Annotated in this window: 24 protein-coding genes; 23 read left to right on the top strand and 1 reads right to left on the bottom strand. The window is 57.4% G+C overall.

The window, feature by feature from the left end; translation table 11 throughout:
- Positions 1–585 precede the first annotated feature (585 nt).
- From rpmH to glmS, 21 genes are all read left to right on the top strand, one after another.
- On the top strand, positions 586–720 hold the full coding sequence (gene rpmH, locus U5A08_RS29750) for a 50S ribosomal protein L34 (protein ID WP_003213577.1): 135 nt from the start codon (positions 586–588) through the stop codon (positions 718–720).
- Between the two features lie 13 nt (positions 721–733).
- A complete protein-coding gene (gene rnpA, locus U5A08_RS29745) occupies positions 734–1,141 on the top strand; it encodes a ribonuclease P protein component (RefSeq protein ID WP_373423788.1) in 408 nt (135 codons plus the stop codon).
- Positions 1,134–1,379, top strand: a complete 246-nt coding sequence (yidD, locus tag U5A08_RS29740) for a membrane protein insertion efficiency factor YidD (protein WP_003213574.1) — start codon at positions 1,134–1,136, stop codon at positions 1,377–1,379. Before rnpA ends, yidD begins: the two co-directional genes overlap by 8 nt.
- A 2-nt stretch (positions 1,380–1,381) precedes the next feature.
- Positions 1,382–3,064, top strand: coding sequence for a membrane protein insertase YidC (gene yidC / locus U5A08_RS29735; RefSeq protein ID WP_253400233.1), 1,683 nt, complete (start codon positions 1,382–1,384; stop codon positions 3,062–3,064).
- Positions 3,065–3,143: 79 nt separating this feature from the next.
- On the top strand, positions 3,144–4,514 hold the full coding sequence (gene mnmE, locus U5A08_RS29730; RefSeq protein WP_321849676.1) for a tRNA uridine-5-carboxymethylaminomethyl(34) synthesis GTPase MnmE: 1,371 nt from the start codon (positions 3,144–3,146) through the stop codon (positions 4,512–4,514).
- 540 nt (positions 4,515–5,054) lie between these two features.
- Positions 5,055–6,947, top strand: a complete 1,893-nt coding sequence (gene mnmG, locus U5A08_RS29725) for a tRNA uridine-5-carboxymethylaminomethyl(34) synthesis enzyme MnmG (protein ID WP_321849674.1) — start codon at positions 5,055–5,057, stop codon at positions 6,945–6,947.
- Positions 6,944–7,588: a 16S rRNA (guanine(527)-N(7))-methyltransferase RsmG gene (gene rsmG, locus U5A08_RS29720; RefSeq protein WP_253400232.1), complete on the top strand. Its 645-nt coding sequence runs from the start codon at positions 6,944–6,946 to the stop codon at positions 7,586–7,588. The genes mnmG and rsmG overlap by 4 nt, the downstream gene beginning before the upstream one ends.
- 18 nt (positions 7,589–7,606) lie before the next feature.
- A complete protein-coding gene (locus tag U5A08_RS29715; RefSeq protein ID WP_247396734.1) occupies positions 7,607–8,404 on the top strand; it encodes a ParA family protein in 798 nt (265 codons plus the stop codon).
- 9 nt (positions 8,405–8,413) lie between these two features.
- Positions 8,414–9,286: a ParB/RepB/Spo0J family partition protein gene (locus tag U5A08_RS29710; protein ID WP_253400231.1), complete on the top strand. Its 873-nt coding sequence runs from the start codon at positions 8,414–8,416 to the stop codon at positions 9,284–9,286.
- 148 nt (positions 9,287–9,434) lie between these two features.
- Positions 9,435–9,842: a F0F1 ATP synthase subunit I gene (locus tag U5A08_RS29705; protein ID WP_321849672.1), complete on the top strand. Its 408-nt coding sequence runs from the start codon at positions 9,435–9,437 to the stop codon at positions 9,840–9,842.
- A gap of 16 nt (positions 9,843–9,858) precedes the next feature.
- Positions 9,859–10,728, top strand: coding sequence for a F0F1 ATP synthase subunit A (atpB, locus tag U5A08_RS29700; RefSeq protein ID WP_053258795.1), 870 nt, complete (start codon positions 9,859–9,861; stop codon positions 10,726–10,728).
- A gap of 133 nt (positions 10,729–10,861) precedes the next feature.
- Positions 10,862–11,119 (top strand): F0F1 ATP synthase subunit C, encoded by a 258-nt coding sequence (gene atpE / locus U5A08_RS29695; protein WP_002555987.1) that lies wholly within the window; start codon positions 10,862–10,864, stop codon positions 11,117–11,119.
- 57 nt (positions 11,120–11,176) lie between these two features.
- A complete protein-coding gene (locus tag U5A08_RS29690; RefSeq protein ID WP_015886647.1) occupies positions 11,177–11,647 on the top strand; it encodes a F0F1 ATP synthase subunit B in 471 nt (156 codons plus the stop codon).
- A gap of 12 nt (positions 11,648–11,659) precedes the next feature.
- Positions 11,660–12,196 carry a F0F1 ATP synthase subunit delta gene (locus tag U5A08_RS29685; protein ID WP_247396723.1) on the top strand — a complete coding sequence of 179 codons (537 nt, stop codon included), beginning with the start codon at positions 11,660–11,662 and terminating at the stop codon, positions 12,194–12,196.
- 21 nt (positions 12,197–12,217) lie between these two features.
- The gene (gene atpA, locus U5A08_RS29680; protein ID WP_010565869.1) at positions 12,218–13,762 is read left to right on the top strand and encodes a F0F1 ATP synthase subunit alpha; all 1,545 of its coding nucleotides are present in this window, start codon (positions 12,218–12,220) and stop codon (positions 13,760–13,762) included.
- A gap of 50 nt (positions 13,763–13,812) precedes the next feature.
- The gene (gene atpG / locus U5A08_RS29675; RefSeq protein ID WP_253400230.1) at positions 13,813–14,673 is read left to right on the top strand and encodes a F0F1 ATP synthase subunit gamma; all 861 of its coding nucleotides are present in this window, start codon (positions 13,813–13,815) and stop codon (positions 14,671–14,673) included.
- A gap of 27 nt (positions 14,674–14,700) precedes the next feature.
- Positions 14,701–16,080: a F0F1 ATP synthase subunit beta gene (gene atpD, locus U5A08_RS29670; protein ID WP_010565871.1), complete on the top strand. Its 1,380-nt coding sequence runs from the start codon at positions 14,701–14,703 to the stop codon at positions 16,078–16,080.
- 44 nt (positions 16,081–16,124) lie between these two features.
- A complete protein-coding gene (locus U5A08_RS29665; RefSeq protein WP_017848931.1) occupies positions 16,125–16,550 on the top strand; it encodes a F0F1 ATP synthase subunit epsilon in 426 nt (141 codons plus the stop codon).
- Positions 16,551–16,665: 115 nt separating this feature from the next.
- The gene (glmU, locus tag U5A08_RS29660; RefSeq protein WP_253400229.1) at positions 16,666–18,033 is read left to right on the top strand and encodes a bifunctional UDP-N-acetylglucosamine diphosphorylase/glucosamine-1-phosphate N-acetyltransferase GlmU; all 1,368 of its coding nucleotides are present in this window, start codon (positions 16,666–16,668) and stop codon (positions 18,031–18,033) included.
- Between the two features lie 221 nt (positions 18,034–18,254).
- The gene (locus U5A08_RS29655) at positions 18,255–19,022 is read left to right on the top strand and encodes a DeoR/GlpR family DNA-binding transcription regulator (protein ID WP_253400228.1); all 768 of its coding nucleotides are present in this window, start codon (positions 18,255–18,257) and stop codon (positions 19,020–19,022) included.
- A 10-nt stretch (positions 19,023–19,032) separates the two neighbouring features.
- Positions 19,033–20,865, top strand: coding sequence for a glutamine--fructose-6-phosphate transaminase (isomerizing) (gene glmS, locus U5A08_RS29650; protein WP_247408019.1), 1,833 nt, complete (start codon positions 19,033–19,035; stop codon positions 20,863–20,865).
- Positions 20,866–21,279: 414 nt separating this feature from the next.
- Here glmS and U5A08_RS29645 read toward each other — a convergent pair whose 3' ends face one another.
- The gene (locus U5A08_RS29645; RefSeq protein ID WP_253400227.1) at positions 21,280–21,777 is read right to left on the bottom strand and encodes a MarR family winged helix-turn-helix transcriptional regulator; all 498 of its coding nucleotides are present in this window, start codon (positions 21,775–21,777) and stop codon (positions 21,280–21,282) included.
- A gap of 196 nt (positions 21,778–21,973) precedes the next feature.
- Between U5A08_RS29645 and arsQ the strand changes: the two genes are divergently transcribed.
- Both arsQ and arsL read left to right on the top strand, forming a co-directional pair.
- Positions 21,974–23,179, top strand: coding sequence for an arsinothricin export permease ArsQ (gene arsQ / locus U5A08_RS29640; RefSeq protein ID WP_321849667.1), 1,206 nt, complete (start codon positions 21,974–21,976; stop codon positions 23,177–23,179).
- A gap of 72 nt (positions 23,180–23,251) precedes the next feature.
- A complete protein-coding gene (arsL, locus tag U5A08_RS29635; RefSeq protein WP_017129314.1) occupies positions 23,252–24,526 on the top strand; it encodes an arsinothricin biosynthesis radical SAM protein ArsL in 1,275 nt (424 codons plus the stop codon).
- Positions 24,527–24,528 lie beyond the last annotated feature (2 nt).

Genomic DNA, 24,528 nt, shown 5'->3' with positions numbered 1-24,528 from the left:
GGATATCCCCTAAGTTGAAAGCCGGTGAGGCAAAAACAGCCGCCATTGTAGCGGTCAGCCGTCCACTTATCCACATGTAGGTTGCGCACAGGCCAGCCAAAATCAACGCCTTAACGTGAATAAAGGCGACCAATGGTCTGTGCATAAGCTCTGTGGATAAGCGCCCCTGAGCTCGTTGTACAAGTGGGGTCGAAAGTCTGTGGGTAACTGGCCTGTGGATAACAACCCATTCCACCCACAGCTTATCCGACAGCGCAGCACAGGCAGAGCACCGTTTCTCCCCCGTGTTGTCATTCTCTGTACATCACGTAGAATATGGCCTTGAGGTAGTTATCCACAGAAGATTGCCTGCCTAGCTTTTATAAGCTTTACAGAAAAGCTTTAAATAACTTCCTTCTTTATTTTTATATCTATGCCATTGCCTCTGGACGGCGATCGGACAGAAAAGCGCTGATGCCCTGCAAAGAACTAATTCAAGGAAAAGCTGGTTGGAAATTGACCTAGAGGCTTGCTTTCTCTAGAATCGCCGGTCTCTTAAAACGGGGGCCATTCCGGCCCGTTGTGGACGAACCAGGTAACAACGCCATGAAACGTACTTTCCAACCAAGCACCATCAAACGCGCCCGTACTCACGGCTTCCGTGCTCGCATGGCTACCAAGAACGGCCGTGCAGTCCTGTCGCGTCGCCGCGCCAAAGGTCGTGCGCGTCTGGCAGTTTGATAATCCGGTACTGGTGGTGAGTCAGGACTTCAGTCGGGAAAAGCGTCTGCTAACCCCCCGGCACTTCAAGGCAGTCTTTGACTCCCCCACCGGCAAGGTTCCGGGGAAAAATCTCCTGCTCCTTGCGCGTAACAACGATCTGGATCACCCCCGTCTCGGGCTGGTGATCGGCAAGAAGAGCGTAAAGCTCTCCGTTGAGCGCAATCGCCTCAAGCGTCTGATGCGCGAATCGTTTCGCCTCCACCAGGACACTCTGGTTGGTTGGGATATTGTTATCGTCGCGCGCAAAGGCTTGGGGGACGTAGAAAACCCCGAATTGATTCAGCATTTCGGCAAGCTCTGGAAACGTTTGGCGCGTACCCACACGCCAGCACCAGTAGTCAGCACCGAAACTGTAGGGGTAGACAGCACCGATGCGTAAACTGGCCCTCGTTCCGATCCAGTTTTACCGCTATGCCATTAGTCCTCTGATGGCCAACCACTGTCGTTTCTACCCCAGTTGTTCCTGCTACGCGTTAGAGGCCATAGAAAATCATGGTCTTCTGCGCGGTGGCTGGCTGACCTTTCGTCGTTTAGGTCGCTGTCATCCGTGGAATCCCGGTGGTTATGACCCGGTTCCACCTATCCCTACCTCCCGTTCTTCTTCGATGGCCGAGTAATCATGGATATTAAACGCACGATCCTGATCGTCGCCCTGGCAATCGTGTCCTACGTCATGGTTCTTAAGTGGAACCAGGATTATGGCCAAGCTGCCCTGCCGACTCAGAATGTTGCTGCCAATCAGGCTGCGCCGGCTATTCCGGACACCCCGCTGGGTAACAATGCGTCCGCGAGTGCCGATGTTCCCAGCGCGAATGGCGAGACAAGCGCCCCTGTAGAAACGCCAGTTGTCACCAATAAAGACCTCATCCATGTGAAAACGGATGTGCTCGACCTGGCTATCGATCCACAAGGTGGTGATATCGCGCAGCTGAAACTGCCGCTGTATCCACGTCGCCAAGACCATCCGGATGTTCCGTTCCAGCTGTTCGATAACGGCGGCGAACGTGTTTATCTGGCCCAAAGCGGCCTGACCGGCACCAACGGTCCTGATGCACGTGCTACCGGTCGTCCGGTTTATTCGACCGAACAGAAGACTTATCAACTGGCAGACGGCCAGAACCAGTTGAACGTCGACCTGAAATTCAGCCTCGACGGCGTCAATTACATCAAACGCTTCAGTTTCACCCGTGGTTTGTACGACTTGAAGGTCACTTACCTGATCGACAACGAAAGCAACAAACCGTGGAGCGGCAACCTGTTTGCCCAGCTCAAGCGTGATGGCAGCTCGGATCCTTCTTCCAGCACCGCCACCGGCACCGCGACTTACCTGGGCGCCGCCCTGTGGACAAGTAACGAGCCGTACAAAAAAGTGTCGATGAAAGATATCGACAAGGGCGCGCTGAAAGAAACCGTCCAAGGTGGTTGGGTTGCCTGGTTGCAACACTACTTTGTGACCGCCTGGATTCCGAACAGGGGTGAAGCCAATCTGGTTCAAACCCGCAAAGACAGCCAGGGCAACTACATCATTGGCTTTACTGGCCCGGCGTTGACCGTCGCACCAGGTGCCAAGGCTGAAACCAGCGCGACCCTGTACGCCGGCCCGAAAAGCCAGGCTGTGCTCAAAGAGTTATCCCCAGGTCTGGAACTGACTGTGGATTACGGCATCCTGTGGTTCATTGCCCAGCCGATCTTCTGGCTGCTGCAACATATCCACAGCATCGTCGGCAACTGGGGCTTCTCGATCATCTTCCTGACGATGCTGATCAAGGGGATCTTCTTCCCACTGTCGGCCGCCAGCTACAAATCGATGGCGCGCATGCGTGCCGTGGCCCCGAAACTGGCCGCACTGAAAGAACAACATGGCGATGACCGGCAGAAAATGTCGCAGGCCATGATGGAGCTGTACAAGAAAGAGAAGATCAACCCGCTGGGTGGATGCTTGCCGATTCTGGTACAGATGCCGGTGTTCCTGTCGCTGTACTGGGTACTCCTGGAAAGCGTGGAAATGCGCCAGGCGCCGTTCATGCTGTGGATAACTGACCTGTCGATCAAAGACCCGTTCTTTATCCTGCCGATCATCATGGGCGCGACCATGTTCATCCAGCAGCGCCTGAACCCGACGCCGCCGGACCCGATGCAGGCCAAGGTGATGAAAATGATGCCAATCATCTTCACCTTCTTCTTCCTGTGGTTCCCGGCTGGTCTGGTGCTGTACTGGGTGGTCAACAACGTGTTGTCGATCTCTCAACAGTGGTACATCACACGTAAGATCGAAGCGGCTACCAAAAAAGCCGAGGCGTAACTTACTCTGTGGATAACCACTCAAGACGCCCCCTAGTGGGGCGTTTTGCTTTCCGTCACTTTTGTTCTGGAACCTGCTGATGAGCGCTCCTCGTGAAACCATCGCTGCTGTCGCGACCGCACAAGGTCGCGGCGGTGTCGGTATCGTTCGAATTTCCGGGCCGCTCGCCGGCATGGCCGCCAAGGCCATCAGCGGTCGTGAATTGAAGCCGCGCTATGCCCATTACGGCGCGTTTCTGGATGCCGACAACCAGGTGCTGGACGAAGGCCTGGCCCTCTATTTCCCGGGCCCAAATTCCTTTACCGGTGAAGATGTCCTTGAACTGCAGGGCCACGGCGGCCCCGTCGTACTGGATATGTTGCTGCAGCGCTGCCTGCAACTGGGCTGTCGCCTGGCCCGGCCGGGAGAATTCAGCGAGCGTGCATTCCTCAACGACAAACTCGACCTGGCCCAGGCCGAAGCCATTGCCGATTTGATCGAGGCCAGTTCTGCACAGGCGGCGCGCAATGCCTTGCGCTCGCTGCAGGGGGCATTTTCCCTGCGTGTGCATAACCTGACCGAGCAACTGATCAGCCTGCGCATCTATGTGGAAGCGGCGATTGATTTTCCGGAAGAAGAAATCGACTTCCTTGCCGATGGCCATGTGTTGGCGATGCTGGATAAAGTCCGCGACGAGTTATCCACAGTGCTGCGCGAAGCCGGGCAGGGCGCGTTGTTGCGTGACGGCATGACCGTGGTGATTGCCGGGCGCCCCAACGCCGGCAAATCCAGCCTGCTCAATGCCCTCGCGGGCCGTGAGGCGGCGATCGTTACCGAGATTGCCGGCACCACCCGGGATATCCTGCGCGAACATATCCACATCGACGGCATGCCGCTGCACGTCGTCGACACCGCCGGCCTGCGTGACACCGACGACCAAGTGGAAAAGATCGGCGTGGAACGCGCCCTCAAGGCCATCGGCGAAGCCGACCGCGTGCTGCTGGTGGTAGACGCCACCGCGCCCGAGGCGGTGGACCCGTTCGCCCTGTGGCCGGAATTCCTCGAGCAACGGCCCGACCCGGCCAAAGTCACCTTGATCCGCAACAAGGCCGACCTGACCGGCGAAGCCATTGCCATGGAAACCAGCGCGGATGGCCACGTTACTATCAGCCTGAGCGCCAAGTCGGCCGGGGATGGTCTGGAGTTGCTGCGTGAACACCTCAAAGCCTGCATGGGCTATGAGCAGACGTCGGAAAGTAGCTTCAGTGCCCGTCGCAGGCACCTGGAGGCGCTGCGCCATGCCAGCACGGCGCTGGAGCACGGTCGGGCACAGCTGACCTTGGCGGGCGCCGGTGAGCTGCTGGCTGAGGATTTACGCCAGGCGCAGCAACTGTTGGGCGAGATCACCGGTGCGTTCAGCTCGGATGATCTGCTGGGAAGGATCTTTTCCAGCTTCTGTATCGGTAAATAATCCTTCGTTGTCCACAGACAGGCCATTCGTGCCTGTCTGTTTCCGTTATTTCAACCGCTTCCCTCCCATGACCAAGCCATTGGCGGCTTTGCCGTGGGCGCAATTTGCGTTGGTGCGTCTATTTCTGTGGATTAAGCCCTGTGAATAACCGCCCTTGTGCTCGGTTGATAACAGGCCTTGAAACCTGAGCAAAAACCCCTCTGTGGATAACCACCTGTTTAATCCACAGGCTTAGAGCACTTATCCACGCCGCTCATGGGCACATGACCACAGACTTTTGAATCGCTGTACACAACGTAAATTAAGGGCTGTAGAGATCTATCCACAGAAAGTAGGCTCAGTAAAAATAAACATAAAAACAAAGATTTAATATATTTCTCTCTTTTAATTTCTATTGTCTGTGATTCATCCACAGCTGGTTAAATTTTGTGCAAAGGGTTCTTTAGGAAGGGCTAAGTCCCTATACTTGCCGCCAAAGCTCTAAAACCAGCTCAACCAATCAATTCCTAATTACCTACATAAGCAGGCACGAGGTGCGTGGTGGATTTCCCTTCCCGTTTTGAAGTGATCGTCATCGGCGGCGGTCATGCCGGTACCGAGGCAGCACTGGCCTCAGCACGCATGGGCGTAAAAACCCTGTTGCTGACGCACAACGTGGAAACCCTTGGTGCCATGAGTTGCAACCCTGCCATTGGCGGCATCGGCAAAAGCCATCTGGTCAAGGAAATCGACGCCCTTGGCGGTGTCATGGCCATGGCCACCGACAAAGGTGGTATCCAATTTCGTGTGCTGAACAGCCGCAAAGGCCCCGCCGTGCGTGCTACTCGGGCACAAGCCGACCGCATCCTGTACAAGGCGGCGGTACGCGAAACCCTGGAAAACCAGGCGAATCTGTGGATATTTCAACAAGCCGCCGATGACCTGATCGTCGAACAGGACCAGGTACGCGGTGTTGTCACCCAGATGGGCCTGCGTTTCTTCGCAGAATCCGTGGTGTTGACCACCGGTACCTTCCTCGGCGGACTTATCCACATCGGCATGCAGAACTATTCCGGTGGCCGAGCCGGCGATCCGCCGTCGATTGCCCTGGCACAACGTCTGCGCGAACTGCCGCTGCGGGTCGGTCGCCTGAAAACCGGTACGCCGCCGCGAATCGATGGCCGTTCCGTAGATTTCTCGGTGATGACCGAGCAGGCCGGCGATACCCCGATTCCAGTGATGTCGTTCATGGGCTCGAAAGAACAGCACCCGAAACAGGTGAGCTGCTGGATTACCCACACCAACGCCCGTACCCACGAAATCATCGCGGCGAACCTCGACCGTTCGCCGATGTATTCCGGGGTGATCGAAGGTATCGGGCCACGTTATTGCCCGTCGATCGAAGACAAGATCCACCGCTTTGCCGACAAGGAAAGCCACCAGGTCTTCATCGAGCCCGAAGGCTTGACCACTCACGAGCTGTACCCGAACGGGATTTCCACGTCCCTGCCGTTCGACGTGCAAATCCAGATCGTGCAATCGATTCGCGGCATGGAAAACGCGCACATCGTGCGTCCCGGCTACGCCATCGAGTACGACTACTTCGACCCGCGTGACCTGAAATACAGCCTGGAAACCAAGGTGATCGGCGGTCTGTTCTTCGCCGGGCAAATCAACGGCACCACCGGTTACGAAGAAGCCGGCGCCCAAGGTTTGCTGGCCGGGACCAACGCCGCGTTGCGCGCACAGGGCAAAGACAGCTGGTGTCCGCGTCGCGATGAAGCGTACATCGGCGTGTTGGTTGACGACCTGATCACCCTGGGCACCCAGGAACCATACCGAATGTTCACATCGCGGGCGGAATACCGTCTGATCCTGCGTGAAGACAACGCCGACCTGCGCCTGACCGAAAAAGGCCGCGAGTTGGGCTTGGTGGATGACGCGCGTTGGGCGGCTTTCTGCAAAAAACGCGAAAGCATCGACCTGGAAGAGCAACGCCTGAAAAGCACCTGGGTTCGCCCGGGCACCGAGCAAGGCGACGCGATCGCCGAAAAATTCGGCACGCCGCTGACCCACGAGTACAACCTGCTGAACCTGCTGTCCCGTCCGGAAATCGATTACGCCGGCCTGATTGAAGTGACCGGCGGCGGTGCAGACGATCCACAGGTCGCCGAACAGGTCGAAATCAAAACCAAGTACGCCGGTTACATTGATCGCCAGCAGGATGAGATCGCTCGTCTGCGCGCCAGTGAAGACATCAAGCTGCCTGTGGATATCGATTACACCGGGATTTCCGGGCTGTCGAAAGAAATCCAAAGCAAGCTGGGGATAACTCGGCCGGAAACCTTGGGCCAGGCTTCACGTATTCCCGGCGTCACCCCGGCAGCCATTTCGCTGTTGATGATTCATTTGAAAAAACGCGGCGCGGGCCGTCAGTTGGAGCAAAGCGCTTGAGTTCGTTGGTCACCTCGCAACACGCCGAAGAGTTATCCACAGGTGCACGCCAGTTGGGCGTCGACCTGAGCGCCGCGCAGCATGAGTTGCTGCTGGGCTACCTGGCCCTGTTGATCAAATGGAACAAGGCTTACAACCTCACGGCAGTGCGCGATCCCGACGAAATGGTCTCGCGCCACCTGCTCGACAGCCTGAGCGTGATGCCGTTCATCGAAAACGGCCGCTGGCTCGACGTCGGCAGCGGCGGCGGCATGCCCGGCATTCCCCTGGCCATCCTGTTTCCCGAGTCGCAAGTGACGTGCCTGGACAGTAACGGCAAGAAGACCCGCTTCCTGACTCAGGTCAAACTCGAGCTGAAGCTGGACAACCTGCAAGTTATCCACAGTCGCGTTGAAGCCTTCACGCCGCCGCAGCCTTTCAACGGAATTGTTTCCCGGGCTTTCAGCAGCATGGAGAACTTCAGCAACTGGACCCGCCACTTAGGCGACCGTGACACCCGTTGGCTGGCAATGAAGGGCGTTCATCCAAGCGACGAGCTGCTAGCATTGCCGGCAGACTTCCACCTCGATAGCGAACACGCCTTGGCCGTACCCGGTTGCCAAGGCCAACGCCATCTGCTGATACTGCGCCGCACGGCATGATTGGGAACACAAGCAAGAATGGCTAAGGTATTCGCGATAGCGAACCAGAAAGGTGGCGTGGGTAAAACCACCACCTGCATCAACCTCGCAGCATCCCTGGTCGCGACCAAGCGCCGGGTGCTGTTGATTGATCTCGATCCACAGGGCAACGCCACCATGGGTAGCGGTGTGGATAAACACGGCCTGGAAAACTCGGTCTACGACTTGCTGATTGGCGAGTGCGACCTGGCCCAGGCCATGCACTATTCCGAACACGGCGGTTATCAACTGCTGCCGGCCAACCGCGATTTGACGGCGGCGGAAGTGGTTCTGCTGGAAATGCAGATGAAAGAAAGCCGTCTGCGCAGCGCCTTGGCGCCGATTCGCGAGAATTACGATTACATCTTGATCGACTGCCCGCCGTCGTTGTCGATGCTGACGCTCAATGCACTGGTGGCCGCCGATGGCGTGATCATTCCGATGCAGTGCGAGTATTTCGCCCTCGAAGGCTTGAGCGACCTTGTGGATAACATCAAGCGCATTGCCGAACTGCTCAACCCGAACCTGAAAGTCGAAGGGCTGCTGCGGACCATGTATGACCCGCGCCTGAGCCTGATGAACGATGTGTCGGCGCAGCTCAAGGAACACTTCGGCGATCAGCTTTACGACACCGTGATCCCACGCAACATCCGCCTGGCCGAAGCGCCAAGCTATGGCATGCCCGCGCTGGCTTACGACAAGTCCTCTCGTGGTGCCATTGCCTACTTGGCATTGGCCGGCGAGATGGTTCGTCGTCAACGCCGCAACTCCCGTACCACTGCAGCCCAGCCAACTTAAGGAAACCCCATGGCCGTCAAGAAACGAGGTCTCGGACGTGGACTGGATGCACTGCTGAGTGGTCCGACTGTCACGACCCTTGAAGAACAAGCGGTACAGGCCGACGAGCGCGAGCTGCAGCATCTGCCGCTGGACCTGATCCAGCGCGGCAAATACCAGCCCCGCCGGGACATGGACCCCCAGGCGCTGGAAGAACTGGCCAATTCGATCAAGGCCCAGGGTGTGATGCAGCCGATCGTGGTACGCCCGATTGGCGGCGGCCGCTTTGAAATCATCGCCGGCGAACGTCGCTGGCGCGCGAGCCAACAGGCTGGCAAGGAAACCATCCCGGCGATGGTGCGCGATGTGTCGGATGAAACCGCCATCGCCATGGCGTTGATCGAGAACATTCAGCGCGAAGACCTCAATCCGATCGAAGAAGCGATCGCCTTGCAGCGTTTGCAGCAGGAATTCCAGCTGACCCAGCAACAAGTGGCCGATGCGGTGGGTAAATCCCGCGTGACCGTGTCTAACCTGCTGCGCCTGATCGCACTGCCGGAAGTCATCAAGACGATGCTTTCCCATGGCGACCTGGAAATGGGGCATGCGCGTGCTTTGCTCGGTTTACCGGAAAATCAACAGGTTGAAGGGGCGCGACACGTTGTCGCACGAGGCCTCACCGTTCGTCAGACCGAGGCCCTGGTTCGGCAGTGGCTCAGTGGCAAACCTGCACCGGTCGAAACGGCCAAACCTGATCCGGATATCGCCCGTCTCGAACAGCGCCTGGCCGAGCGCCTTGGCTCTGCGGTGCAGATTCGGCATGGTAAGAAAGGCAAAGGCCAATTGGTCATCGGCTATAACTCGCTCGATGAGCTTCAGGGCGTGCTTGCCCACATCCGCTGAAACATTTGCTTATGTAGCGCGTGATCGGAAATCACTACCTACCAGTTGAATAGGGGCAGAACCGCCCCTATACTCTGCGCGCATTTTGTCGGCACAAATTATGCCAAGTTATTGATTTCCGGCAGCCGACCATTGAGGAGCAAGAGTGGTGGAAACCCGCACGCCAAACACGTCGTCGTTCCATCGCTTGGCGGTTTTCCCGGTGTTAATGGCGCAATTTGTCATTTTGCTGATCGCCGCACTGGCGCTTTGGTATTGGCATGGCGTCGTAGCCGGGTACTCTGGACTCTGCGGAGGCCTGATAGCTTTGCTGCCCAATATGTATTTTGCTCATAGGGCCTTTCGGTTTTCCGGCGCCCGAGCAGCCCAGGCTATCGTCCGGTCCTTTTATGCCGGCGAGGCGGGGAAATTGATTTTGACGGCAGTGCTGTTTGCGCTGACCTTTGCAGGTGTGAAGCCATTGGCGCCGCTGGCTGTATTCGGCGTCTTCGTGTTGACCCAACTGGTCAGCTGGTTCGCTCCCCTGCTAATGAAAACAAGACTTTCGAAACCTTAGGGCGTTTGAGGCAACCATGGCAGAAACAACCGCTTCGGGCTATATCCAGCACCACTTGCAGAACCTGACCTTCGGTCAGCTTCCCAACGGCGGCTGGGGCTTCGCCCACACCGCAGCAGAAGCCAAAGAAATGGGCTTCTGGGCTTTCCACCTGGATACTCTGGGCTGGTCGGTCGCATTGGGTCTGATCTTCGTCCTGATTTTCCGCATGGCGGCAAAGAAGGCGACTTCCGGTCAACCAGGTGCCCTGCAGAACTTCGTTGAAGTATTGGTCGAATTCGTCGATGGCAGCGTGAAAGACAGCTTCCATGGCCGTAGCCCGGTGATTGCGCCGCTGGCACTGACCATCTTCGTCTGGGTGTTCCTGATGAACGCCGTCGACCTGATTCCGGTCGACTGGATTCCTCAGTTGGCCATCCTGATCACTGGCGATCACCACATTCCATTCCGTGCGGTGTCCACCACTGACCCTAACGCCACCCTGGGCATGGCCCTGTCGGTGTTCGCGTTGATCATTTTCTACAGCATCAAGGTCAAGGGCATCGGCGGCTTCATCGGCGAACTGACCCTGCACCCGTTCGGCAGCAAGAACATCTTCGTTCAAGCCCTGCTGATCCCGGTGAACTTCCTGCTGGAATTCGTGACCCTGGTTGCCAAGCCGATCTCCCTGGCCTTGCGACTGTTCGGCAACATGTATGCCGGCGAGCTGGTGTTCATTCTGATCGCTGTGATGTTCGGCAGCGGTCTGCTCTGGCTTAGCGGCCTGGGCATTGTTCTGCAGTGGGCGTGGGCTGTGTTCCACATCCTGATCATCACCCTGCAGGCGTTTATCTTCATGATGCTGACCATCGTCTACCTGTCGATGGCGCACGAAGAGAACCATTAAGACCAGTCTCGACTAGTCTGATGTCCTTCCCGGTAAAACGGGAAGGTGGCCTGAAAGGGCTATGAAACGATTTGTTTTACCGCTTTAAAATCTAAAAAACCTAAACCATACGACGTAAAAGTCGGGAGGAAAGATGGAAACTGTAGTTGGTCTAACCGCTATCGCTGTTGCACTGTTGATCGGCCTGGGCGCCCTGGGTACTGCCATTGGTTTCGGCCTGCTTGGCGGCAAATTCCTGGAAGGCGCAGCGCGTCAGCCAGAAATGGTCCCAATGCTGCAAGTTAAAATGTTCATCGTCGCCGGTCTGCTCGACGCCGTGACCATGATCGGCGTTGGTATCGCTCTGTTCTTCACCTTCGCGAACCCCTTCGTTGGTCAACTCGCTGGCTAATCACTCGAATTTTCGAGTTGATTGGGGTGATGGACAACGAATGAGCGAGGTGTTGGCGTGAACATTAATGCAACCCTGATTGGCCAATCCGTTGCGTTCTTCATTTTTGTAGTGTTTTGCATGAAGTTCGTGTGGCCTCCGGTCATCGCGGCTTTGCACGAACGTCAGAAGAAGATCGCGGATGGTTTGGACGCTGCCAGCCGTGCAGCTCGCGACCTGGAGTTGGCCCAAGAGAAAGTGGGTCATCAACTGCGCGATGCTAAAGCACAGGCAGCTGAAATCATTGAGCAAGCCAAGAAGCGCGGCAACCAGATCGTCGAAGAGGCTGTTGAAAAAGCCCGCGTCGAAGCTGACCGTGTGAAGGCTTCGGCTCATGCCGAGATCGAACAGGAACTGAACGGCGTCAAAGACGCGCTGCGTGCCCAATTGGGTGCTCTGGCGGTCGGCGGTGCCGAGAAGATCCTCGGTGCCACAATCGATCAAAACGCGCACGCGGAGCTGGTTAATAAACTGGCTGCTGAAATTTAAGCGAGGGCGATCATGGCAGAACTGACCACGTTGGCCCGACCTTACGCTAAGGCAGCCTTCGAGCACGCCCAGGCCCACCAGCAGCTGGCCTCTTGGTCAGCCATGCTCGGCCTGGCTGCAGCAGTGTCACAAGACGACACCATGCAGCGCGTGCTCAAGGCCCCGCGCCTGACGAGCGCAGACAAGGCCGCCACGTTTATTGACGTGTGCGGCGACAAGTTCGATGTGAAAGTGCAGAACTTCATCCACGTCGTTGCCGAAAACGACCGTCTCCCGCTTCTGCCGGAGATTGCCGCTCTGTTCGACCTGTACAAGGCCGAGCAAGAGAAGTCGGTAGACGTTGAAGTGACCAGTGCTTTTGCATTGAACCAAGAACAGCAAGACAAACTCGCCAAGGTTCTCAGTGCACGACTCGACCGGGAAGTGCGCCTGCAAGTTGCGGAAGACAAATCCCTCATTGGGGGCATTGTCATTCGCGCCGGCGACCTGGTTATCGATGGCTCGGTTCGCGGCAAACTCGCGAGCCTTGCCGAAGCATTGAAATCTTGAGTTTGAAGGGGCAGCAGAGCAATGCAGCAACTCAATCCTTCCGAAATAAGTGAAATTATCAAGGGCCGCATCGACAAGCTCGATGTGACCTCCCAAGCCCGTAACGAAGGCACTGTCGTCAGCGTATCTGACGGCATCGTGCGGATTCACGGTCTGGCCGACGTCATGTACGGCGAGATGATCGAGTTTCCGGGCGGCGTCTACGGTATGGCCCTCAACCTGGAGCAAGACTCCGTAGGTGCCGTTGTATTGGGCGCGTACACCAGTCTGGCTGAAGGCATGAGCGCCAAGTGCACCGGCCGCATCCTGGAGGTTCCGGTTGGTAAGGAACTGCTGGGTCGCGTAGTCGACGCACTGGGTAACCCAGTTGACGGCAAAGGTCCGCTGAACAACACCGAGACCGATGCGGTCGAGAAAGTTGCTCCAGGCGTGATCTGGCGTAAGTCGGTAGACCAGCCTGTACAGACTGGCTACAAGGCTGTCGATGCCATGATCCCAGTCGGCCGTGGCCAGCGTGAGCTGATCATCGGTGACCGTCAGATCGGTAAAACCGCTCTGGCGATCGACGCGATCATCAACCAGAAGAACAGCGGCATTTACTGCGTCTATGTAGCGATCGGTCAGAAACAATCGACCATCGCCAACGTGGTTCGCAAACTGGAAGAAAACGGCGCCCTGGCCAACACGATCATCGTGGCTGCCAGTGCTTCGGAATCTCCTGCGCTGCAATTCCTGGCACCGTACTCCGGTTGCACCATGGGTGAATTCTTCCGCGACCGCGGTGAAGACGCGCTGATCGTTTATGACGATCTGTCCAAGCAAGCAGTGGCTTACCGCCAGATTTCCCTGCTGCTGCGCCGTCCACCAGGCCGTGAAGCCTACCCAGGCGACGTGTTCTATCTCCACTCCCGTCTGCTGGAACGCGCATCCCGCGTTTCGGAAGAATACGTAGAGAAGTTCACCAACGGCGCAGTGACCGGCAAAACCGGTTCCCTGACCGCACTGCCGATCATCGAAACCCAGGCTGGCGACGTTTCCGCGTTCGTTCCGACCAACGTGATTTCCATCACCGACGGTCAGATCTTCCTGGAATCGGCCATGTTCAACTCGGGCATCCGCCCTGCAGTGAACGCCGGTGTTTCGGTATCCCGTGTGGGTGGTGCCGCTCAGACCAAGATCATCAAGAAGCTCTCCGGTGGTATCCGTACCGCTCTGGCTCAGTACCGTGAACTGGCGGCATTCGCCCAGTTCGCTTCTGACCTGGACGAAGCGACCCGTAAGCAACTTGAGCATGGTCAGCGCGTTACCGAGCTGATGAAGCAGAAGCAATACGCCCCAATGTCGATCGCTGACATGGCGTTGTCGCTGTATGCCGCTGAGCGTGGGTTCCTGACCGACGTTGAAATCGCCAAGGTCGGCAGCTTTGAACAAGCGCTGATTGCTTACTTCAACCGCGATCACGCCGAATTGATGGCGAAGATCAACGTGAAGGGTGACTTCAATGACGATATCGACGCTGGCATGAAAGCCGGTATCGAGAAGTTCAAGGCCACCCAAACCTGGTAAGCCGCAGCGGGAGCCGCAAGGCTCCCGCTTGCTAACCTGATAGGTGTTACATGGCAGGCGCAAAAGAGATTCGCAGTAAGATTGCGAGCATCAAAAGCACGCAAAAAATTACCAGCGCCATGGAAAAAGTGGCGGTCAGCAAAATGCGCAAGGCACAAATGCGCATGTCGGCTAGCCGTCCTTATGCGGAGCGTATCCGCCAGGTAATTGGGCATCTGGCCAACGCCAACCCGGAATACCGCCACCCGTTCATGATCGACCGCGAAGTTAAGCGTGTGGGTTATGTGGTTGTGAGCAGTGACCGTGGTTTGTGCGGTGGTTTGAATACCAACCTGTTCAAGGCCCTGGTCAAGGACATGGCGGTAAACCGCGAAAACGGCGTCGAGATCGATCTGTGTGTAGTTGGTAGCAAGGGTGCGGCCTTTTTCCGCAGCTTCGGCGGTAACGTCGTTGCAGCTATCAGCCACCTGGGTGAAGAGCCGTCGATCAATGATTTGATCGGCAGTGTGAAGGTGATGCTGGATGCGTACCTGGAAGGTCGGATTGATCGACTGTCCGTGGTATCCAACAAGTTCATCAACACCATGACCCAGCAGCCAACCGTGGAGCAATTGATTCCACTGGTGGCGACTCCGGATCAGGAACTCAAGCACCACTGGGACTACCTCTACGAACCAGACGCCAAAGAGCTGCTTGACGGCTTGATGGTGCGCTACGTGGAGTCGCAGGTGTACCAGGCGGTGGTCGAGAACAACGCAGCTGAACAAGCGGCGCGGATGATCGCGATGAAAAACGCTACCGATAACGCCGGTGATCTGATCAGCGATTTGCAGCTGATCTACAACAAGGCGCGTCAGGCTGCGATCACCCAAGAGATCTCGGAAATCGTCGGCGGCGCTGCCGCGGTTTAACGGTTCAAATATTCAGAGGATCCAGCTATGAGTAGCGGACGTATCGTTCAAATCATCGGCGCCGTTATCGACGTGGAATTTCCACGCGACAGCGTACCGAGCATCTACAACGCTTTGAAAGTACAAAGCGATGCAGGCACCACTCTGGAAGTTCAGCAGCAGCTGGGCGACGGCGTGGTTCGTACCATTGCAATGGGTTCCACCGAGGGCTTGAAGCGCGGTCTGGGTGTTCTGGACACTGGCGCTGCCATCTCCGTACCGGTCGGTAAAGCGACCCTGGGCCGGATCATGGACGTTCTGGGTAACCCGATTGACGAAGCTGGCCCGATCGACACCGAAGAGCGCTGGGGCATTCACCGTCCAGCACCTTCGTTCGCGGAACAAGCTGGCGGCAACGACCTGCTGGAAACCGGCATCAAGGTTATCGACCTGGTTTGCCCGTTCGCCAAGGGCGGTAAAGTCGGTCTGTTCGGTGGTGCCGGTGTAGGCAAGACCGTAAACATGATGGAACTGATCCGTAACATCGCCATCGAGCACAGCGGTTATTCCGTGTTCGCCGGTGTGGGTGAGCGTACTCGTGAGGGTAACGACTTCTACCACGAGATGAAGGACTCCAACGTTCTGGACAAAGTGGCACTGGTTTACGGTCAGATGAACGAGCCGCCGGGAAACCGTCTGCGCGTAGCTCTGACTGGCCTGACCATGGCCGAGAAGTTCCGTGACGAAGGTAACGACGTTCTGCTGTTCGTCGACAACATCTATCGTTACACCCTGGCCGGTACTGAAGTATCCGCACTGCTGGGCCGTATGCCTTCGGCAGTAGGTTACCAGCCGACCCTGGCTGAAGAGATGGGCGTTCTGCAAGAACGTATCACTTCGACCAAGGAAGGTTCGATCACTTCGATCCAAGCGGTATACGTACCTGCGGATGACTTGACCGACCCGTCGCCAGCGACCACCTTCGCCCACTTGGACGCCACCGTCGTTCTGTCCCGTGACATCGCTTCCCTGGGTATCTACCCAGCGGTCGATCCACTCGACTCGACTTCGCGTCAACTGGACCCGAACGTGATCGGCCAGGAGCACTACGACACCGCTCGCGGCGTTCAGTACGTGCTGCAGCGTTACAAAGAACTGAAGGACATCATTGCGATCCTGGGTATGGACGAGCTGTCGGAAACCGACAAGCAGTTGGTATCCCGCGCTCGTAAGATCCAGCGCTTCTTGTCGCAGCCGTTCTTCGTGGCTGAAGTCTTCACCGGTGCCTCGGGTAAATACGTTTCCCTGAAAGACACCATTGCTGGCTTCAAAGGCATCCTCAACGGTGACTACGACCACCTGCCAGAACAAGCGTTCTACATGGTCGGCGGCATCGAAGAAGCGATCGAGAAAGCCAAGAAACTGTAATCCCGGCGCCCGGCAACGGGCGCTCATCAGGTTGAGGCAATCAGATGGCTATGACAGTCCATTGCGATATCGTCAGCGCGGAAGGGCAAATCTTCTCCGGTCTGGTAGAAATGGTGATTGCACACGGCGAACTCGGTGACCTGGGTATTGCCATGGGCCACGCGCCGTTGATCACCAGTTTGAAGCCAGGTCCGATCACTCTGACCAAGCAAGGCGGGGACCGGGAGGTGTTTTACATCTCCGGTGGTTACCTCGAGGTTCAGCCGAACATGGTCAAGGTACTTGCCGACACCGTGCAACGTGCTGCTGACCTGGATGAAGCCTCCGCTCAGGCAGCCGTCAAGGCCGCCGAGAAGGCCCTGAACGAAAAAGGCGCAGATTTCGACTACGGTTCTGCTGCCGCTCGTCTGGCCGAGGCCGCAGCTCAGCTGCGTACCGTCCAGCAGATCCGCAAGAAGTTTGGCGGCTAAGCCGTTAAGCCTCATGCGTGATTGATTAAAAAGGGTAGCCTCGGCTACCCTTTTTCTTTTTTTGCAAAACACTTCTCTGGTCTGAAGCCGGACCGCCCAGGATTGGTAGCCATTCATGTCTCTAGAAATCGTCATTCTCGCCGCAGGCCAGGGCACCCGCATGCGCTCGGCCTTGCCCAAGGTGCTGCATCCGGTGGCCGGTAACTCTATGCTTGGCCATGTTATCCACAGCGCCCGGCAACTGGCCCCGCAACGCATCCACGTCGTCATCGGCCACGGTGCCGATGTGGTGCGTGAGCGCTTGGCTGCGGAAGACCTGAATTTCGTATTGCAAGACAAGCAACTGGGCACCGGCCACGCAACCGCCCAAGCCGTGCCGTTCATCAAAGCCGACACGGTGCTGATCCTCTACGGCGACGTGCCCCTGATCGAAGTGGAAACCCTGCAACGCCTGCTCAAGCACGTCGTGCCTGGCCAGATGGGCCTGCTCACCGTCGAACTCGATGACCCTACCGGCTACGGCCGCATCGTGCGCGACGCCGACGGCAAGGTCGCGGCCATCGTCGAGCACAAAGATGCCAGCGACGCCCTGCGCGCCATCACCGAAGGCAACACCGGGATTCTTGCGGTACCGGCCAACCGCCTGGCGGACTGGATGAGCCGTCTGTCCAACAACAACGCCCAGGGCGAGTACTACCTGACCGACGTGATCGAAATGGCCGTCAACGATGGCTTGCTGGTCGCCACCGAACAGCCCCACGACCCGATGGAAGTGCAGGGCGCCAACGACCGCAAACAATTGGCCGAACTGGAGCGCCACTACCAATTGCGCGAAGGCCGCCGCCTGATGGCCCAGGGCGTGACCCTGCGCGACCCGGCGCGCTTTGATGTACGTGGTGAAGTCACCGTGGGCCGGGATGTGCTGATCGACATCAACGTGATTCTTGAAGGTCGCGTGATCATTGAAGACGACGTGGTGATTGGCCCGAACTGCGTGATCAAGGACAGCACCTTGCGCAAGGGTGTGGTGATCAAGGCCAACAGCCATCTCGACGGTGCGGTGATGGGTGAGGGCAGCGATGCCGGTCCGTTTGCACGGTTGCGTCCGGGCAGCGTGTTGGAAGCCAAGGCCCATGTGGGTAACTTTGTCGAATTGAAAAATGCCCATCTGGGCGAAGGCGCCAAGGCCGGCCACCTGACGTACCTGGGCGATGCGGTGATCGGCGCGCGGACCAACGTCGGCGCCGGCACCATCACCTGCAACTACGATGGTGCCAACAAATACCAGACCACTATTGGTGAAGACGTATTCATCGGCTCCAACAATTCGCTGATTGCCCCCGTGACTATTGGCGATGGCTCGAACACCGCTGCCGGCTCAACCATCAATCAGGATGTGGATAAGTCCCAACTAGCCGTAGCCCGCGCCCGCCAGCGCAACATCGACGGTTGGAAACGCCCGGTCAAAATCAAAAAGAGCTGAGTTATCCACAGCCTCACTGACAGCAAAACTCCAATGTGGGAGGGGGCTTGCCCCCGATGGCGACGGTCCAGTCAAAGCACTTAATGACTGACACACTGCTATCGGGGGCAAGCCCCCTCCCACATTCGGTGTGCGTTGTTTGAAAAAATGCTGCTTGACGAACTTTCGCCTATAGGTTTCTATTGCCTTCGTTATCTTTCGAAACGAAACTTATAATCACCATGTCGAAACGAAATACACCCCAAAGACGCCACAACATCCTGACCTTGCTCAATGAACGGGGCGAAGTCAGCGTGGACGAATTGGCCAAGCGTTTCGAAACCTCGGAAGTCACCATCCGCAAGGACCTGGCCGCCCTCGAAAGCAACGGCCTGTTGTTACGCCGTTACGGTGGCGCGATCACCATGCCCCAGGAACTCGTCGGCGACCCCGCCCAGCCCATCTCGGCCTACAAGCGCGCCATCGCGCGTGCCGCCGTGATGCGCCTGCGCGAGCACGCCCGCATCATCATCGACAGCGGCAGCACCACCGCCGCCATGATCCCCGAACTGGGCCACCAGCCCGGCCTGGTGGTGATGACCAACTCCCTGCACGTGGCCCGCGCCTTGAGCGAGCTGGAACACGAGCCGGTGCTGCTGATGACCGGTGGCACCTGGGACCCGCATTCGGACTCGTTCCAGGGCCAGGTTGCCGAGCAGGTGCTGCGTTCCTACGACTTTGATCAACTGTTCATCGGCGCCGACGGCATCGATCTGCAGCGCGGCACCACCACGTTCAACGAACTGCTGGGCCTGAGCCGCGTGATGGCCGAGGTCGCCCGTGAAGTGGTGGTGATGGTCGAATCCGACAAGATCGGCCGCAAGATTCCCAACCTGGAACTGCCCTGGAGCAGCGTCCATACCCTGATCACCGATGATCGCCTGCCGCATGAGGCCCGCGACCAGATCCAAGCCCGCGGCATTACGCTGATATGCGCGGCAATCATCTAGGAGAAACACCATGTGTGGCATTGTTGGCGCAGTCGCTGAACGTAACATCACCCCCATCCTGATCGAAGGCCTCAAACGCCTGGAATACCGCGGCTATGACAGCGCCGGTGTGGCGGTCTTCACCAACGCCGGCAAGCTGGAGCGCCTGCGTCGGCCGGGCAAGGTCAGCGAGTTGGACCAAGCCCTGGCCGGCGAACCGCTGGTCGGTCGCCTGGGCATCGCCCACACCCGTTGGGCCACCCACGGTGCGCCGTGCGAACGTAACGCCCACCCGCACTTCTCCGGCGACGTGGCCGTGGTACACAACGGCATCATCGAAAACCACGAAGTGCTGCGTGAACAGTTGAAGGGCCTGGGTTATGTGTTCACCTCGGACACCGACACCGAAGTCATCGCCCACCTGCTCAACCACAAGCTCAAGGACTACAGCGACCTGACCACCGCCCTCAAGGCCACGGTCAAGGAACTGCACGGCGCCTACGGCCTGGCCGTGATCTGCGCGAGCCAACCCGACCGTGTCGTTGCCGCACGCAGTGGCAGCCCGCTGGTGATCGGCCTGGGCCTGGGGGAAAACTTCCTCGCTTCCGACCAACTGGCCCTGCGCCAGGTCACCGACCGCTTCATGTACCTGGAAGAAGGCGATATTGCCGACATCCGCCGTGACAGCGTGGCGATCTGGGACGTAAACGGCAATTCCGTCGAGCGCGAAGCCGTGCAATACCGCGACGGCGCCGAAGCGGCCGACAAGGGCGCGTTCCGCCACTTCATGCTCAAGGAAATCCACGAGCAACCGGCCGTGGTGCAACGCACCCTGGAAGGTCGCCTTGGCGACAAGCAAGTACTGGTCAACGCCTTCGGTCCGCAAGCCGCTGAGCTGTTCGCCAAGGTGCGCAACGTCCAGATCGTGGCCTGCGGCACCAGCTACCACGCCGGGATGGTTGCGCGTTACTGGCTGGAAGAACTGGCCGGTATTCCGTGCCAGGTCGAAGTCGCCAGCGAGTTCCGTTACCGCAAGGTGGTGGTGCAGCCCGACAGCCTATTCGTGACCATCTCCCAGTCCGGTGAAACTGCCGACACCCTGGCCGCCCTGCGCAACGCCAAAGAGCTCGGCTTCCTCGCCAGCCTGGCGATCTGCAACGTCAGCATCAGCTCCCTGGTGCGTGAGTCCGACCTGACCCTGCTGACCCAGGCCGGTCGCGAAATCGGTGTCGCCTCTACCAAAGCCTTCACCACCCAACTGGTCGGCCTGCTGCTGCTGACCCTGTCCCTGGGCCAAGTGCGCGGCACCCTGGCCCCCGGCGTCGAAGCCACCCTGGTGGAAGAACTGCGCCGCCTGCCGACCCGCCTCGGCGAAGCGCTGGCGATGGACAGCACCGTAGAAAAAGTCGCCGAGCTGTTCGCCGACAAGAACCACACCCTGTTCCTCGGCCGTGGCGCGCAATACCCGGTGGCGATGGAAGGCGCCCTCAAGCTCAAGGAAATTTCGTACATCCACGCCGAAGCCTACCCGGCCGGCGAACTGAAACACGGCCCATTGGCCCTGGTGGATGACGACATGCCAGTGGTCACCGTCGCGCCGAACAACGAACTGCTGGAGAAGCTCAAGTCCAACCTGCAGGAAGTGCGCGCCCGTGGCGGCCAATTGATCGTCTTCGCCGACGAGAAAGCCGGCATGGTCAACGGCGAAGGCACCTACGTCATCAACATGCCGCACATCCACGACACCCTGTCGCCGATCCTCTACACCCTCCCGCTGCAATTGCTGTCGTACTACGTCGCCGTGCTCAAAGGCACCGACGTTGACCAGCCGCGCAACCTGGCGAAGTCGGTGACGGTGGAGTAATACGGCAAGCGCCTGGAGGCCCGCTTGGTTTTAGAGAATTAAAGCTGTCGCAGGAGCCGGTGAGACCTCACATAACGGCTCTTGCTAAGCGTTCCATCACCCATAAGCTCCCACGTTTGTTGGCGCTGCCCCTGGATTGACCCAGCTGCCGACGCAAGACTGCACCATCTCCAAACCTGCAAAATCCAGCACAGACAATGATTCACGAGGAGTCAGGCTGGGGCAGTGAAATCTCGGCAACTGGGTCACCTCGGCATCGGCGCCGACACACATGGACCTCTTCACGAGTTTTCGCGATTCTTGCGGTCGCACGCCCGTTGTCTTCCCGTACACAGAAGATCGGTGATTTGGCTCTGAAACGTTTTCGACCGAGAGTCGGTGAAAACGTCAGAGAGAGGAGCACAGCCTACTAATTCAACAGCATTTGCTTGGCAAATACTCGTCACGGCTAGGGTCTTTCAGACCGCAGCGTTGTTCGGTTGCTTTGGCGAAACGACGAAGCATTTCGATCGCCCCGTAACGTGCTTCTTTCGACAAATCGCAGGCCAGGTTGCGAGCTTCACTCACCAAATCCGAGCGAATACTCTCATAGAGGGTCGCGCCTTCTGGCGTCACGGTGATCGCCAAGGCGCGGCCGTCAGTTGCGTCGGGTACACGGCGAACGAGCCCTTGTTTGGCAAGTGAATCAACCAGCCGGCTGGCGTTGCTCTTATCGAGAAAAAGCTCGCTGGCCAGCGATTGAACGCGAACAGGCCCAGCCTTTATCACATGCTCAAGCGCGTAGCATTGAGTGACGGATAGACCTTCGCAGCAGCTGCGATCTCTGTCTCGAAACTGGTACACGCGAACCAAATGACTCAGCGCTTCATAGAGCTGTTCGGCATCCTGGTCGATCTGATCGTTCTTTGGCATAGCACTCGGCTCGCAATTCCGGGAAAACGCTAATACCACCTTAGCAGTCGTAGCGACACATATTTTTGGGCATAACGGCCCGAAAAATTGTTCCAAAATATTGGTTGCGATGCGCAACGTATTTTGCGATTGTGAATTAGAGACAAGGTTCACGGACCTTTCAGAGGCGGTTTCGGTAATGCTTGGAGGTACATGGATGTTGGTAGAAGCGCTTAGGACGAAAACTGGCTCCCGGTTACGGAACCTATGGAGCAGCGTTTCCATTCCTCTCCCTGTCGCGATGCTACTGGGTGCAATACTGATCCCCCTTCTTGCCGGCACAAGCAGCGGTGACGTATTCCAATCGCTGAGCAAAGGATTCGGAAACAATCTCGGCTATTTCGCTATCGTGATCCTGAGCGCGTTTTTCATTGCTGGCTGGATCTCGACGCAGGGAAGCGCTTCCTTCGGAAAATTCGGTATCTCTCTGTCACCCCTGCTGGGTGCTGGGATGGTATGCCCCGATACAGCTTATGCCTCTCTTGCTCCCATTGCGGGGCAACACAGGAAGTACATTGCGATCGGCTGCTACTCGGGGTTCAAGCTTCTGATGCCCGCAGGCCCGCTGATCATTGGGATCGGGTTGGGGGCCAATACTCATGATCCGAAATTTCTGTATTTAGGGCTGCTGCTTACAGTCGTTACCTGGGTGGCCGGGACGATCTGGACTTACTGGACGACACGCTCAGACTTTTCATCCCCAAGCGATTTTACTGACTCAGCCGCGCCTCAGGACTCCGTTATCAGAGTCATTCTCCCTCTGGCTGTATTTTTCGTGCTCCTGATCACCGGCTACGTCATTCCCAAAAACCAGCACTCCGTAATCGAGTTCTTCACTACTCCCGCAGGGGCGCTGATCGCCACATCGCTGTTGATCGCAGTTAGCTGCAAACCTGGTGAGGTTCAAGATCTGCTGTCCAAAGCGATGCGTAGAACCAGCTCGCTATTGTTTACGATCGGCTGTGCGTCTGCGTTGGGCCAAGCCCTCGGTCTGGTGCTTCCCAAGGACCTGATTCAGCAGGCATTCAGCGCATCGGGTAGCACCACACACATTTTGGTTGGGGTATTCCTACTGGCAGCGGTATTCAAAACTCTGAATGGTTCTTCGCTTGCGACCTTTGCTGCCATCCCTCCTGTTCTTTCTCCGATCCTGGCGTCCAGCGGAGTGGATTTGATGAGCGTCACGTTCGCCGTGTGCCTGGGATCCTTCGTCGCCATTCTCCCTAACGACAGCTATTACTGGCTGGTCAAATCGGACGCTTTCCCCGAATACAGTACCGGCAGGTATATGCGCTTGGTGACTGCCGGTTCAGTTCTACAAGCATTGATAGGTCTGGCAGTTCTTCTGCTGATCTCGCTTTAACTTCGAACTCCTACAAAACCATCAGTGACTCCAGTCACCGAATCGTCGTGCCTGAGCTCAAGGAGAAAGAGAATGAAGTACCTGGTCGCAAGTACATTCGAAGGGGGGTATCAACCGCTCAACGCGATATCTGCTACAACAGCTCTACTCGATGCAGATATCGACGCGCAGCTGATCGATATCTACGTTGAGGGGCTTTCCCTAGAGAGATTCAGCGATGCAGATTTGGTCTTCATCTGCGTACCGCTTTTTGACTCTCTGACTGCGGGAACGCAGTTGGCCAAGCAGCTTAAAGAGGCGAAGCCCTCCCAGAAAATTTGCTTCTTCGGTCAATACGCGACCATCAATGCAAAAAGCCTGGCCTCCAAATACGGTGACTATGCGATCGCCGGCGAGTGGGAAAAACCCATTGTCAGCTTGGCTAAACACCTGAGTGGCGAACAGGAACAAGATCTGCGCGGAGTGATCGATCGGACTCGCGGCCTTTCCAGTGAGATTGTGGTGCCTCAGTTGATCCGTGACGGGTTCCGCCTGCCGCGCAGGGACTTGGCACCGCCTCTACACAAATACCCGCAACCTCAGCTGGAGAAGCTGCTCGGCGAAAAGAAAGTTGTGGGTGGAGTCGAAGGGTCACGCGGATGTCACCACAAGTGTTCCTACTGTTCCGTGTATGCAGCCTACGACGGCAAGGTGCTTTTGGTCTCCGACGATCTTGTAGAGCGCGACGTGGCGAACCTCGTCGCACAGGGAATGACTCACCTCACCTTCACGGATGCCGATTTTTTTAATGCCAAGAAGCACGGTTTGAAAATCATCCGGACTCTGCATTCGCAATTCCCCGACCTCACGTACGACTTCACCACTCGCGTGGATCATATTCTGGAGAACAAAGACGCCATCAAGGAAATGGGGCAGCTCGGGCTTGCTTTCATCACCACCGCGTTGGAGTTCCCCAAGCAGGAAGTTCTCGATCAGGTCTTCAAGGAAATGAACGTGCCCATGATCGAGGAGGCGTTGGCGTTCCTGAAGGAGGCCGGCGTCAAGGTTAATCCGACCTTCATCACGTTCAACCCTTGGGTGAGCCTTGAGGACATGGCCGAGCTGCACGATTTCATTGCTCGCAACGAGTTGGAGAACATCGTCGACCCCATCCAGTTTGAGACTCGGCTGCATCTCTATAAAGGCTCACCGTTGCTTAACAACGACACGGTGAAGGAGTTGCAGTTGGAGGAGCACGAATTTCACTTCGACTGGCAGCATTCGGACTCTCGCCTGGACAAGCTCTTCATGGACTCGGTCACACCGCCGGAAGAGGGTGTGTTCAAACGCTGCTGCCTGAAATGCTGAGG

The sequence above is a fragment of the Pseudomonas paraveronii genome (genome assembly GCF_963681955.1).
Classification (GTDB): Bacteria; Pseudomonadota; Gammaproteobacteria; order Pseudomonadales; family Pseudomonadaceae; genus Aquipseudomonas; species Aquipseudomonas paraveronii.
This window is presented reverse-complemented; position numbering and strand designations above follow the sequence as displayed.